This is a genomic window from Qipengyuania gelatinilytica, from assembly GCF_019711315.1.
Classification (GTDB): domain Bacteria; phylum Pseudomonadota; class Alphaproteobacteria; order Sphingomonadales; family Sphingomonadaceae; genus Qipengyuania; species Qipengyuania gelatinilytica.
Genome location: NZ_CP081294.1, coordinates 2,738,201 through 2,751,362, shown reverse-complemented (window position 1 = coordinate 2,751,362; position 13,162 = coordinate 2,738,201). Strand labels below are relative to the sequence as shown.

At 58.1% G+C, this 13,162-nt stretch carries 10 protein-coding genes; 4 read left to right on the top strand and 6 right to left on the bottom strand.

The annotated features are described in order from the left end of the window. The 3 genes from K3136_RS13625 to K3136_RS13615 form a co-directional block, all read right to left on the bottom strand. Positions 1–990 carry a Coenzyme F420 hydrogenase/dehydrogenase, beta subunit C-terminal domain gene (locus tag K3136_RS13625; protein WP_221430830.1) on the bottom strand — a complete coding sequence of 330 codons (990 nt, stop codon included), beginning with the start codon at positions 988–990 and terminating at the stop codon, positions 1–3. 227 nt (positions 991–1,217) lie between these two features. Then, positions 1,218–2,396 (bottom strand): polysaccharide pyruvyl transferase family protein, encoded by a 1,179-nt coding sequence (locus K3136_RS13620; RefSeq protein ID WP_221430829.1) that lies wholly within the window; start codon positions 2,394–2,396, stop codon positions 1,218–1,220. Positions 2,397–2,468: 72 nt separating this feature from the next. Beyond that, positions 2,469–3,419 (bottom strand): peptidyl-prolyl cis-trans isomerase, encoded by a 951-nt coding sequence (locus K3136_RS13615; protein ID WP_221430828.1) that lies wholly within the window; start codon positions 3,417–3,419, stop codon positions 2,469–2,471. Positions 3,420–3,524: 105 nt separating this feature from the next. Here K3136_RS13615 and welK point away from each other — a divergent pair, with 105 nt between their 5' ends. Genes welK through K3136_RS13595 form a run of 4 tightly spaced genes read left to right on the top strand, consistent with a single transcriptional unit; the run spans position 3,525 to position 8,087 of the window. Further along, positions 3,525–4,535 (top strand): beta-1,4-glucuronosyltransferase WelK, encoded by a 1,011-nt coding sequence (gene welK / locus K3136_RS13610; protein WP_221430827.1) that lies wholly within the window; start codon positions 3,525–3,527, stop codon positions 4,533–4,535. A 44-nt stretch (positions 4,536–4,579) separates the two neighbouring features. Continuing rightward, positions 4,580–5,557, top strand: a complete 978-nt coding sequence (locus tag K3136_RS13605; RefSeq protein WP_221430826.1) for a glycosyltransferase family protein — start codon at positions 4,580–4,582, stop codon at positions 5,555–5,557. A gap of 9 nt (positions 5,558–5,566) precedes the next feature. After that, entirely contained in the window at positions 5,567–6,874 is a 1,308-nt protein-coding gene (locus tag K3136_RS13600; RefSeq protein WP_221430825.1) for a lipopolysaccharide biosynthesis protein, read from the top strand. A 52-nt stretch (positions 6,875–6,926) separates the two neighbouring features. Next, positions 6,927–8,087, top strand: coding sequence for a right-handed parallel beta-helix repeat-containing protein (locus tag K3136_RS13595; protein ID WP_221430824.1), 1,161 nt, complete (start codon positions 6,927–6,929; stop codon positions 8,085–8,087). Positions 8,088–8,107: 20 nt separating this feature from the next. On the opposite strand, the gene K3136_RS13590 is transcribed toward K3136_RS13595, so the two are convergent. The 3 genes from K3136_RS13590 to K3136_RS13580 form a co-directional block, all read right to left on the bottom strand. Further along, on the bottom strand, positions 8,108–9,376 hold the full coding sequence (locus tag K3136_RS13590) for a GumC domain-containing protein (RefSeq protein ID WP_221430823.1): 1,269 nt from the start codon (positions 9,374–9,376) through the stop codon (positions 8,108–8,110). Beyond that, a complete protein-coding gene (locus K3136_RS13585) occupies positions 9,373–10,953 on the bottom strand; it encodes an O-antigen ligase family protein (RefSeq protein WP_221430822.1) in 1,581 nt (526 codons plus the stop codon). Before K3136_RS13585 ends, K3136_RS13590 begins: the two co-directional genes overlap by 4 nt. Positions 10,954–11,164: 211 nt before the next feature. Next, a complete protein-coding gene (locus tag K3136_RS13580; RefSeq protein WP_221430821.1) occupies positions 11,165–12,988 on the bottom strand; it encodes a right-handed parallel beta-helix repeat-containing protein in 1,824 nt (607 codons plus the stop codon). Positions 12,989–13,162: the final 174 nt, after the last annotated feature.

The window sequence follows — 13,162 nt, the reverse complement described above, 5'->3', positions numbered from 1 at the left end:
TCAAATTCGTCCCTGCACGATACGCCTAATCGTACCTGCAAATTCTTTGAGTAGCGCGACGCTGGGCGATTTTTGCGTTGCGCTACCCACCTCGAGGCCGCGCATTTCGGGCGTCGGGCGACCAGCGAGCCTCCATGCGGCCATCCTCGCCGCAATCAGTCGCTTTCGCCGTGCTTGAGCCGGCTGCATAAGATCGATTTCCCGCAAGGCCAGCTTTTCAAGCTCGATCGCACCTTCGCGCACCGCCATGCCAAGAAGTTCTGATCCTGGCCCCGTTCGAGCAAGGACGAGGCTCCGCCCGTCTGCCTCCTCGAACTTCGGATATCCGCTTTCACCCCCATACCAGGCATCCGCGCAGGCAATATCGGCCACCCCGCCGACCGGGTCCGGGCATATCTTGCACCGGAACTGCACCTCACTCGACAGGTGCCTGCCCCAGCTTTCTTCGTAGGACATCTCAGCCCTTTTTCCCGCAGCGTCGCTTACCTGCGTTCGCCCCGGCCAGCCTTCGCCGCGATAGGTGAAGCTTTCTACGTCCTGCGGATCGTAGCCGAGCGATCGCGAAATCCGATCCGAGCCGTGCAGGCTGGGCACCCCTCCGCAAAAGAAGGACAGCTTGTAGGGGAAGATTTGATCGACCCTCGAATCAATCGCTGCATACCTGCGCAAGGCGGAAACATCGCAAGGCTTGCCGATGAAGAGCGATTTCTTGCGAGCGGCCAGCAACTTTTCCACCTCGGCCAGAGGAGATGACGGCGCATAACGAGAGCCGGCGCCGGACAATACCTCATCCTTGGTGCGAGAGATGATCGTTCGGTTGGCCGCAGGGCGATCGGGATCTGCCGCGACATGCACGACCTGTTCTACAAGTCCCCTCTGCAGCGCGAAGATGGCAAGCGAGGAAATCGCGCCACCTGAAGAACAGGTGTGCCGCACACGCGCGTCGACGGCATATCCCGTATGACACTCTCGCCATGGCCCCCAGTACATGTCCAGATGCGGCGCATCCGAAGGCTCCCAAGGTTCGACCGTCAGGCCGGGGCAGGCTTCTTCGATCGCTCGCTCGGCATCTTCCGGGAGCCCCGCGGTCTGTCGAGGCCGCGCAAACCCGTCAGGGGATGTGACCATCTCTACCGCATCGCCAGCGATGCCGGCGCACAGGCCGCATCCCGAGCACAACGAGCCCTTTTCGACTGTCCGAAGCGCCCTCGACGGCTTCATCCGGCCTGTCCGGGCAAGCGCTGGAATAGCGAAGACAGAGTATCTCGGTACGCCGCCAGCATCTCATCGACACGCTGCAAAGCTGCCCCTTCGGCCTCCTTCATGGCCGCGAGCTCTTCGAAGCTTTTCACGATGTAGTTGAAGGCTTCATCCTCGTCCCATCCTGTCACAGGCGTGAGCCAAGGGTATTCGAGGAGGCCGAACAGACCGGAAAATTTCCGGCTATAGGAGATGGGTATCACAGGCGTTTCCGACGAAAACGCAGCGATGCATGCATGCATCCGGCCCGCCACGAGGAAATCGAGGCTCGAGATGAAGCTCTTCGCTTGGCTGGGACCTGCAAAATCCGGAACACGCGTCACGGCGGGAAATTCGCGCGACAGCCGGTCCGCACGCGTCCCGTCGTCGTCCCCTGTATCGCCTGCGCTGTTCGCATGTGTCACGAGGAACACTTCGCAATCGTCGCGCGAAGAGAAATGGTCGATCAGCCGGCGGTGCAATGCGAGGTAGTCGAACGACAGGCCGAAACGGTTCTCGCCGCTTTCGGCCTGCCGGCATAGCAGGCCCGAGGCGTTTATCCCGATCCTGTATTTCCGACCGGTGCAGTCGCTCGACTGGTCGTCGAACGGAAGCTTGAAGGCGACGTCGACGGCTAGTGCGCTCCTGGCAGACGGCGCCAGTTCCTCAATTGCCGCAAGCGACTGTTCATCGCGTGCGACGACGCATTCCGCACGACGCATGATGCGCGATGCCAACCAGCGATAGGGTTGCCGCGTAAATGGTCCGATGGTTTGCGGAGCAAGGATCAGGGGTTTGCCGCGATCGACCGCAAACTTTTTGGTGAGGTAGAGGAAAGCGAAGCGCTTCGCTCCATAGATATCGGCGAAACTGTCGCCCGCACCGATGTCGATGACGCAGTCAAGCGTATCGACCTTCGCCCTGAACCCGTCCGGCGAGAACAGACGCCGCGTGTCGATTTCGTATTGTTCGATCCCTTCGGCAATCGGATCGGTCGAACTTTCGCGCATCGAGAGCACGACGAATTCGACATCGACGCCTGCCGATGCGGCCACTTCCCGTATGATGGCGATATTGCCGAGCGTGAGCGCACCGACACCCAGATTCCCAGCCCTGAGCGAATGCCAGAGCAAACCGACGCGCAAGCGTTTCAACATAGCCCCCTTGGCATTATTTCCGAACTCAAACGGCGGTCCCGCCGCCGGTGTACGATTTCGAGAGCGGCAACCCTATTCGCTCGCGGCGCCCGGCTGGGCAGATCCATTCGCTTCGCCATTGGGCTGCGACGGTGCTGCAAATTCCTCAGAATATCTTGCACCTGCCTTCTTCTCGGTCAAAATACTGCGGAAGACATCCTGTGCCTGACCTTCGGACCTTTGCTTTGACACCAGCTGGCGTCCCAGCTCGAGCGCTTCGCTGCCAGTGATCGGATAGTTCTGTTTCGAGATGACAGCATTGATCCTTGCTCCATCACCTTGAGGGATGATGTAAACTTCACCCACTCCCAGATCTACGATCTGCTGGGCGATCGCTGGCGGCACGGTCAGCGAATCCACGCTGCCCATGGTGGTCTGATAGGCGATATTCTTGCCATCGAGCGCCGCACGAACCTCATCCAGGGTATTGGCTGCCTCGAGTGCGTCGAGATCGGACCTGGAAAGTTTCGGCACTACCACTTGCTCGACGATGCTGACGAAGCGGTCGGCGAAGAGCGCCGGATTTGCCCGGATGAATTGCTGGGCCTCCTCATCGGAAAGGGAAGGTGCTTTCGACTGGATGTCGCGGCGCAGCAGCTCGACCAAGGCCACTTCTTCGGCACGCTTGAGCGTCAGCGCCCCTCCCGGTGTCTTGTCGAGACCCCGGCTTCGTGCCTCTTCTGCAAGGATCGACCGATTGATAGCTGCATCGAGGGCCCGATTTGCGAGCTCCTTATCGCGCACATCCGCACCGATTCCCGAAGCCGAGAGCTCCGCGTTAACCTGGCTGACCGTGTACTCCTGCCCGTCGACGACTGCGGCGACCTGACCGGTCGGCGCCTCTGCAGAATCGCAAGCAGCCAGAAGGATTACGCTGGCAAGGAGAAGGGGGCGAATCGACATGCTGAATTCCTCAAGATTGTCATTTGCGGCCGTTATAGGGCGCATTGGTTCGTCGGCTAGTGACCGTTTCAAGAAAGGCAACGGAAAAGCTTGAAGTGTCCCAATAAGGTATGTAACGAATTAACCACTGTATTTTCCAGCGTTTTCCGTTGACATGGCACGCAGGCTATTTGCGCGGAATGACTAATGACACAAGGTTCAAAACTCAGGATTTGCCTTGCCGCTTCCGGCGGGGGGCATCTGCGTCAGTTACTTGACCTGGAGAGCTTCTGGGGCGGTCACGACTCATTTTTCGTTACGGAAGATACGTCGCTTGGGCGGTCAATCGCGCGCACCCACGAAACATACTTCGTTCCTCACGTAGCGCTCGGTCAAGCGAGGCTTGGCCATACTGCCGCAATGTTCAAGAACGCCTCGCAGAGCGTTTACCGCTCTCTGGAGATCATTCGCCAGACCCGTCCGGACATCGTCCTGACCACGGGCGCTGGCTCAATGGGCTTCATAGTACTTTGGGCAAGGATGCATGGTGCGCGCGTGATCCTTGTCGATTCCTTCGCCCGGTTCGAGGGGCCCTCGAAGTTCGCCAAGCTGGCAGGGCCATTGGCACATCTCAAGATCGCACAAGCCCAGAAGGTTGGCGAAAAGTGGAAGGGATCGCTAACCTTTGATCCTTTCAGAGTTATCGAAGAACCAAGGCCCGAGAAGGAATCACTCCTTTTTGCGACCGTCGGGGCGACTCTGGCATTCCCGAGACTGATCGATCTCGTCTTGCGTGCCCAGCAGGACGGCTTGTTCAAAGAAAGACTTGTCTTGCAGACCGGCAAAGGCGCCACCCCGCAAGCGCCCCAAGGCGTGGAATGCAGCGAAACCTACACTTTCGACAAGATGCAGGAAATGCTTCAGCGCGCGGACATTGTGGTTTGCCACGGCGGCACTGGTTCGCTGATCACGGCTCTCTACGCCGGCTGCCGCGTTATCGCTGTTCCTCGCCGGTGCGAACTTGGCGAGCACTACGACAACCACCAGGCTGAGGTGACCGAGAATCTGCGACAGCGGGGTCTGATCGAGGTTGCGGACACGCCGAACGAGTTCGCCAGCGCGATCAAAAGGCTTCGTAGCCGCGAGCCCATTCGCGCCACTACGGATTATTCAGAGCTGGCAGGCTATCTTGGATCGTGGTCCGGGAGCCCTGCTTGATGAATCATTGCCCTTCGCCGAGCGATGAGCTGGCGATTGTTTCAGTGAACTATCGTTCCGCCGCCGACACGATCGAGATGATCGAATCCGTGTTGGCAGGCTCGGTAATTCCGAGACTGATCGTAGTCGACAACGACTCGGGTGATGACTCGGTCGAAAGAATTCGGGCCTGGGCCGATGCGTATGCAGGTTCCGCTGAATGGCGCGCTATCGAGGCACACCTCGGCAGCGAGTCCTCTCCATTCTTCGAATTCAGGGGACCGAGCTCGGAGGTGCAATCACCGAAGGCCCTTATAACCTTGGTCGCCAGCGGAAAGAACGGGGGATTTTCCTACGGAAACAACGTTGGTCTGCGCATTGCAATGCAGAACCCGGCAGCTTCGTTTTTCTGGCTTCTGAACAACGATACCACCATCGATACTGGAGCCAGTGTCGCGATCATCCAGAAGTGTCGCGAAGTTGCTGACATCGGAATGGCCGGAACACAGATAAGGCTCTATCACAGGCCTTCCGAATTCCAGCTGCTGAACGGAATGCGCTTCAACAAATGGACTGGAGCGGCCGCCGGCATTTGCGCGGGTGAACCGGTGACGAAGAGCTTCGATCCGCAATCGGTGGAGAGCGAAACCGATTTCATTTGCGGCGCGTCCCTGGTTCTTTCGCGCGACTACATCCGGCGTTACGGTCTGCTGGAAGAAAAGTTCTTCCTCTACTATGAAGAGATCGATCTCGCGATGCGGTCCAAGGGCGTGCTTGCGAATGTCTTCGCTTCGGACGCGATAGTATACCACAAGGAAGGCGCAAGCGCCGGTTCGGCCAGCCAGCTTTCCAACAGGGCTCGGTCACCGTTGTCGGAATACCATCATATCCGTTCGAAAATGATCTTCGCACGGAAGCACTTCCCGATGATGCGCCCGCTCTACTTTTTGCAGAACCTGGCCATCGTGATGCGACGTCTCCTTCGCGGTCATCGTCCCCAAGCGGTAGCCGTAGCTCGTGCAACCTTCGGGTTGCCGCTATAGCGACCCCAGATGGCGCAATCGAAGAAACTGATCGACTACCTGAATTCCCACCGCGCTTCGCTCATGTCGATCGGGGTCAGGGGGCTCACGGTCCTTGCCGGCTTCGCGATCGCTTTCCTGATTGGCAACCAGCTGGGGCCGTCTGCGCTGGGAACATATGCGCTAATCACGCAGACCGCGATGTTCCTTTCCATAATTGCCGTTGGCGGTCTCGATCTTGCTGTCGTGAAGCATTATTCGGTTGCTCGCACTCGTGGCATCAAGCCCTCCCGGATCTCTGCCGGAAGGCTGCTGGTCGCGGTGCTGGCCGTTTGCGGACTGATTGCCGCGCTCCTTTCGTGGCTGGGGCCGCTCTACTTCGCGCAGTTTGACGGTGGGAACACCGATGCCTTCTCGCTGACCATTCTCGCACTGATCTTTCTAAGCCGAGCCTTTACTCGTCTCACCAGCTCGTTCCTGCGCTCACAACACCACTATGTATTCTCGCAGATCGTGGAAGGCCTGCTGATCCCACTTCCAGTACTTGCATTGATTGCGATGGGATGGCTGCAGAGCGTCGAGGCGGTCTTGCTGGCAACCGCTATTGCGGGACTGGCAGCTATAGCGATCGGCATCCTGAGCAGCCTGCGCGACACGTCCACCGACAACACGGCCTTGGTTGTTTCGCTTAAAGCGACCTTTGAAGCCTCCCTGCCGCTGCTGGTGGTGGCAATCGTCAAGAATTTCGGCGACTGGTACGGGCTTTCCATTGTCGGATCGCAGCTCTCAGTGGCAGATGCAGGTCTTTATCGGCTGGCAACTCAGATCGCATCCGCCATTCCGATCATCACGATCGGTATTTTCGGGGTATACTCGCCAAAGATCGGCTCGGCGCTGAGCGAAGAAGACTTCGAGGAAGTCGCGCGGCTTGGACATGCAGCAACGAAGCTGTCGGTTGTACTTGTGATTCCGTTGATCACCGTGCTGGCGGTACTGGCCAAACCGCTCCTTTCTGCCGTCGGCACAGAATTTGTGGGTGCCAATTCTGCCCTTCTTATCCTGCTGGCAGGCCAGGCGATCTATGTTGCAACTGGCCCTTCAGGCCTCATCCTTGCCTTGTCGGGCAACCAGCGCATCAATCTGATCTTCGCCTGCATGGCGATGGCAGTGATGCTGATCGCCTTTCCGATGGCAGTTGCCCAACTGGGTATCATCGGTGCGGCAATGGTTCTTTCGATCGTCACCGTGGTTCAGAATGTGGCATACCTGATGGTCGTAAGAAGGACTTTGGGTATCGACCTCATTTCGGGCCGGTACGAGGGTCAAAAGGCTCGCTGAACACCGCGCGGGCCATTGCCTATCGCGGATGAAACGAAGGACTATGAGACCCATGAAACTGTTCTTGCTCGCGGCACTTGTTTCAGTCGGGATTGTCCTGCCGGTCTTCGGCCTCGGCGGACTAGGGGAACAAGCGCAGGAAGAAAATGGCGAGGTGGTCGCTGCTTCCTCGTTGAAGGAACTCGAAACCAGGCTTGAAAACGCACGCGGTCCGATCACGATCGCTTTGGCGCCGGGACGTTACGAGGCACTGCGGCTGCGCGGCCTCAGCTTCGCTGCCGGGACAACCATTACATCGCAGTCGGACGAGAATCGTGCGGTCTTGGCCGGGCTGGTCCTTGACGATGTTGCCGGACTTGCGGTGACCAATCTGGACATTCGTCCAGGCGACGCTGGTCCCGTACGTGGAAGCCGATACGCGTTGCTCGTGCTGAACAGCAAAGCGGTGCGGATAGAAAAGGTCTCGATAGTGGGGACGGACGGCCCAGCCGACCGCCGCTACGTCGCAGGTGTAATGTTGCGTCAGAGCCAGGACATTCACTTGCTCCGATCCTATATCGCCGGGTTCCGCCATGGCATCGCCATGCTCGAGGTTTCCGACACGGTCATCGAGCTGAATGAACTGGAGCGACTACAGACGGATGCAATTCGTGGTGGCGGAGTTGATAGACTGCGCATCGCGTTCAACGTCATGACCGATTTTTCCCCTGCGGAGAAAGACCATCCGGACGGCATCCAGCTCTGGTCGACCAACCAACCGCAACCCGGTCGCGACATCGAGATAGTCGGCAACTTGGTGGCTCGCGGGAAAGGTGGCGCCACGCAAGGTATATTCATCCGGGACACTCATCGACAGATGCCATTTGAAGGTATCCGGATCAGAGGGAACCTTATTCTGGGTAGTCGCTACAACGGTATCACCGTTGCAGGTGCCAAGGACGTGTCGGTCGAAAACAATCGTGTGGTTGCCGAGAGCGACAGGAAAAGTTGGATAAGGCTGACGAGGATCGAAGGCTACGCATCCCGCGGGAACGAGGCGATGCAATTCATCTACAAGGACGTAGGAGGTGAAGAATTCGCTCCACAAAATCGCGTGATCGAACCGAGAGACGGGGCTGCGCCGGAGCTGATCGGGGCGTGGCTGGAAACACAGAGTGGCTTCGGAAGCGACCGAGGGCCAGTGCTGGCGCGCTTGCTGGAAAGCGGTCGATAGCCGCCGTCTCTTAGCCGATCCTAGCTCGCCATCGCCGTCGGGGTTCGCGTTCCCAACACATCGACGCCAAGAAGGTCGAGATCCCTCGTCGACGTAGCCTTCAATTGGAGCAGAGAGAGAAAAAGGCCAAGGAGCGCCGCAAGCAGCGCCCCGAAACCCGCTCCAACGGCAACGGCCAATCTACGGTTTGGAAAATAGACCCCATCGCGCGAAGTCGCTTCACCAGTACTGATCGCGTCTGCCTGAAGGCTCTGACTGTCGAGATCAAAATTCTCGCGCATCTCCGTCAGTTCTGCGAATTGGTCGCGAAGGACATCGAGCTCGTCATGATACCGCTTGGCCTGAGCAATTGCGCCAGCCTTGGCCATGACTTCCTGTGAGCGAATTTGCATGATCGCGGCATTCGAGGGACCGGTAGGCATCTGCGGGATGCTTGCGGCCGATGCTGCTGCACTACGCAACTCATCACGCTGCTCGGTTAGTTCGCGGATGCGGGGATGATTGGGGCCCAGATCGACCGACAGGCGTGCAAGCTCGCTTTCGACTTCTCGCAGCTGGTTTTGCTGTGCGCGAGGCACATCGGCGACCACGGTGCTACCTTGATGAGCCGGTTCCGATGAGGCCGCGGCAAGCCTTAAGCGGATTTCGCTCATCGCCTCGCCATCCTCGTTGATCACTATGTCGTTCGCACGAGCAAATTCGGCGTTGCGCTCTTCCACCCGCTCCATCCTTGACCGCAGTTCCGCGATCCGTTCATCGATGCGCCCGGCGTTCTCCTCCGCTTCCAGCCGGCTGCGATCGCGTCGATAGGCAAGAAACTCGTCGCGGATCAGGCCGGCCATGTAGCGGGCTTCCTGAGGGGTGAAACCGGCATAGCCGATCTGAAACGTCGGACTTCCCTCTTCGAACTGCAGCGAGATGCTGTCGCGGACGCCTCGAGCCAGCCAAGAGCGAAAGTCGAGACCGGTTTGGGCACCGACCTCGTTGTAGCGTTGCGCAAGCTGGTAACTACCGGTCCAGCCCAGCCGGTCGACGACCCTTCCGGTCACCCGGAAATCGCGCGCCAATTCAGCCTCTGTCTGCACGTAGGTGTCGATCTGCTTGTTCGAAATCGAATAGCTGCCCGCTGTCGCATATACGACATTGTTGAACTGCACTCCGGCCTTGCCGAGATACTGGTTGGGCAAGAAGCTTGCGATCGCATAGGCACTGCCGCCGCAGATTATCGCCGAGATGACGATTAGGACCTTGAAGCGCCAAATGCGGGTAAGGATCTGACGAATACTCATGACTGCTCCGTCCGATCTTGCACCGATCGCATCTGCCAACAAATGGCGACGAGCATGCCTAGGAAAATGAATACGAGCGGATGGTTCTCCTGCTGCGCGAAGACCGATTTCACGACGATGAAAATCGAGATCGCGATCATCACAGGTATCAGCAGGACCGCCTTTCGATCCTCCGATTTGAGGAGGTAGTAAAGACCATACGCGAGGGCCGAGAGGAAGATGCCGAAATATACCATGAAACCGAGGACACCGAACTCCAACCCCACCGCGAGATAATAGGTGTCGATCGTCAGCCCTCCCGCCAGATTGCGATATCCAAGCTCGGATGCCGCGCGGCCGATTCCATGCCCCCAGGGCTCGGACCAGATCATCGGCATTCCCATGTCGATCTGCTCCTCGCGGGCTTGGCTACTGAAGGATTGCGCCTTCGTTCCCCAAACCATGGCCCTCAGCCTTCCGACGAAGAATGTTGCCGTCAGGAACCCCGCCAGAAGCACCGGATAGGAAATTGTCACGGCCGGGCCGAATATGCTTTCTCTTTTCTGCGCCCACTGGCGCAAGGCCCACAGTCCGAGGAACAGGAGGAAGGTCATGCAGAACCCGACAAACCCAAGTCGGGAGTCGGTACGAATGATCGACAAGAGGATGAGCGGAAGAGAGCCCATCGCCGCCAGCTTGATCAGCCAATTGCGACCGTAGACTGCGAAATAGAGAATGAATGGCGATGCGAAAGCGAGAAACTCCGCAAACCCCAGCGGCGTCGTGAACTTGCTCTGGACGCGGTAGATGCCTGTCGTCGCACGTGATTTTGCCGACAGGATGTTCTGAACCGCGGGATCCTCGATAGCCAGGAATGAAGGGATGGATCCCGCCCAAGGGATCATCTGCAGCCGCCACTCCTGCAAGCCAATCAGGCAGGTAACGATGGCAAAAGCCCAGATTAAGCCTGCAAAAACGTTCGGGTTCCGACGATGCGAGAAAACCCAAAGAGCTGCGAAGAATGTCAAAAGCCAATAGAGGCCGGCAACCACCAATTTGTTGAGCGAAGCCTCCGGATCGGCCGAAAGCAGCACGCTCATCGTAGCAATGCCGAAGAATAGCAGCAGCAGGACAATCGTCACGGGCGCTACGGAAAGCCGGTCTCTGATCGCCTGACGGAAGCTGGAGGACACCGATATGCTAATCAGGAATACTGCCGCTAGCGGGACTGCAAACAGTCTCAATGCGGTTATCCAGGGCAAGCCGGGAAGGTCGAAGGCCAGATAGTCCGGCCACAGCAACAATGCCACGATGAAGCAGAAAAGTAGCCGCTGCACCCAATTCGTAGGAGGATTGCGGCTATCGGGAAGCGCCCAGATGATCAGAAGAGCAAGAAGTGCCAATGGCACAGCAAGAAGCATGAGAGCGCGCGGACCGAGAAAAACGACTGCAGCCGCCGCCGTCAGCAATGCCGCGAAGTAACCGATCGCCCAGAGCCAAGCCCGGTTACGGTAGAAATCGCGCCTCTGGTATCCAGCCAGCGGCGCGAAGTTTGGCGAACCAAGCCCACGCATTACAGTGTCAAGAAAGCGCGCCACCCGCTCGCTCCTAGGTCCGCACCGGGCAAACGGGCGGGACCGCAGGCAAGAAGTTAAAGCTGAGAGAAATCATGCCGCAAGGATAGCGAGTGCAGCGATTGCTGGGCAAGCTAAATGTCTCGCAATTCCGGGACAGGCCGCAAACAAATCGAGGCCTGTCCCGGTACGGGATTACGCGCTAGCCCGCCGCAATCCCGATCGCATGGCTGTCTCAGAACATGAAGTCCGTGGCCTGGAGGTCGTCAACCCCCTCGACCAGGATTTGCAGGTCGGCCACCCCGTCGCCGTCGATATCGCCTTGGATCACGATGCCGTTTGCGACGTGTTCCAACCTCAGCTCACCAGCCGTGCCGCTAAACGCAGCGGTGCTGATGAAATTGAAGGCATCATTGCCCCAGGTGCCGGAATTGGCGTCGATGTCCTTAAGGTTGATGAGGTCTGCACCAACTTCGAAGTCCAGGATGGTGTCGAAACCGAAATCGCCGGACTGGCTCTTTTGGAACACGAACTGATCCGCACCCAAGCCCCCGATCAGGATATCATTACCCTCGCCTCCCACAAGTCGATCGTTTCCGTCGCCGCCGAACAGGATGTCGTCACCGAGCCCGCCAAACAGCTTGTCATCGCCTTCGGAACCCGAAAGGTCGTCGTTCTCGCTGCCACCGAAGAGCAGGTCGGCACCCTGCCCGCCAACGAGGACGTCATCGCCGGACTTGCCCAAGAGCTGGTCGTTGCCGGTGTTCCCGAAAATCGTATCGTTGCCGCTGGACCCGTTGAGATCGTCATTCCCTGCATTGCCCCGGAGGATATCATCTCCCCAGTTTCCGAGCAGGATATCGTTGCTTGCGGAGCCATCGATAACGTCGTTTCCGTCCTTGCCGAAAACCTTGCTGCCGCCTGGCGCGGCGGTGAGAGTGTCATCGCCCCACGTACCGACTACGGTCGTGAAAATGCCGGATGCTGCTAGCGAACCCGCCAGGTTCGCAACGCTTGTATCAATAATTGGCGCACTGCTCAGGAGCATTTCAGAAAGGTCGGAGAGATCATTCGTCTCATCGCTCGACCATATCGCGTATGCGTCCTGAGCAAAGGTCGTGCCCTCTTCGATCTCGTCATTCAGTCGACGCCGCCATTCATCGCTATCCTGCAGCGAATAGGCAGTTGCAGCATTTTGAGCGACGACAACATTCCAGGCATCGCCAAGCCTGATCCATGAACGCTGGTCTTCGTAACCAGCGACGATGTTGTTGGTGATTTCGCCGCCATTCACACCACCGACGCTGATCCCGTTGTAGAGACCGCCCAGGACGACGTTGCCGGTGATCGAGACATTCTCGAACGGCAGGTTGTCAAAGGTATCACGGATGAAGATGCCCTGGATGGGCGCCCCGTCACCGCGCACGATCAGGTTGTCGGAGATGATGAGGTTGCGCCCCGGCTCATCCTGATTGGTGGACCAGAACTGGATTGCATCGGGGTGATCATTGCCGATCGGGTGGAAGTCGGTGAAGAAATTGTTGGTTATCACCGCATTCGATACACCGCCACCACGAATACCGTCGGTGCGAATATCGTGGAAGTGGCTGCCCGTGATGACGATGCCATCGATATCGAGCAGCTTCACGCCATGCCAGACATTGTAGAATTCGGAATCGACAATGGTGATGTCGCTGCTGGAGCGGATCAGGAGCGGAGAGACTTCATTGCCGGATCCGAGATTGTCCGGGCCGCGGAAAACCACGCCTGAGAATGTGATGTCCGAAACGCTAGAAAACTGGAATGCGTTGGTCACGTCGGCCGGCGACTCGAAGATAACCTCGGAGAACCTCACACCGCTGGTGTCCGACATTGTAAAGCCGGTCAGGATTGCTGGGTTGTCGGGGTCGAGCGACGTGACTGTGACGCCGACGTTCCCGAGACTGCGGACCAGGATACTGTCATAGGTGCCGGGTGCGAGATAGATCGTATCGCCTTCTTGGGCAGTGCTGAGGCTCACCAAGAACTGGGCAGTATTGGTAACGGTATAACTGGTCATCGCTTGCCCCTAAAGATTAGAGAGGATCCGAAACCTGCCTCGGCAAGTTCCGACCTTCCGTCTGAGGAAGCGTAATAGGGCGTGATGGATAGGAAGGGCTCAACAAGCTTGGTTAAGCGCGCAAGCGGACCCGCCCCCCTCCAGAGGCAAAAGTCATGAATAAGCATTTGAATG

Coding starts and splice junctions, on each gene's coding strand:
- K3136_RS13625 (WP_221430830.1), bottom strand. CDS start 990: ATGTACTGGGGGCCATGGCGAGAGTGTCATACGGGATATGCCGTCGAC.
- K3136_RS13620 (WP_221430829.1), bottom strand. CDS start 2,396: ATGTTGAAACGCTTGCGCGTCGGTTTGCTCTGGCATTCGCTCAGGGCT.
- welK (WP_221430827.1), top strand. CDS start 3,525: ATGACACAAGGTTCAAAACTCAGGATTTGCCTTGCCGCTTCCGGCGGG.
- K3136_RS13600 (WP_221430825.1), top strand. CDS start 5,567: ATGGCGCAATCGAAGAAACTGATCGACTACCTGAATTCCCACCGCGCT.
- K3136_RS13595 (WP_221430824.1), top strand. CDS start 6,927: ATGAAACTGTTCTTGCTCGCGGCACTTGTTTCAGTCGGGATTGTCCTG.
- K3136_RS13590 (WP_221430823.1), bottom strand. CDS start 9,376: ATGAGTATTCGTCAGATCCTTACCCGCATTTGGCGCTTCAAGGTCCTA.
- K3136_RS13580 (WP_221430821.1), bottom strand. CDS start 12,988: ATGACCAGTTATACCGTTACCAATACTGCCCAGTTCTTGGTGAGCCTC.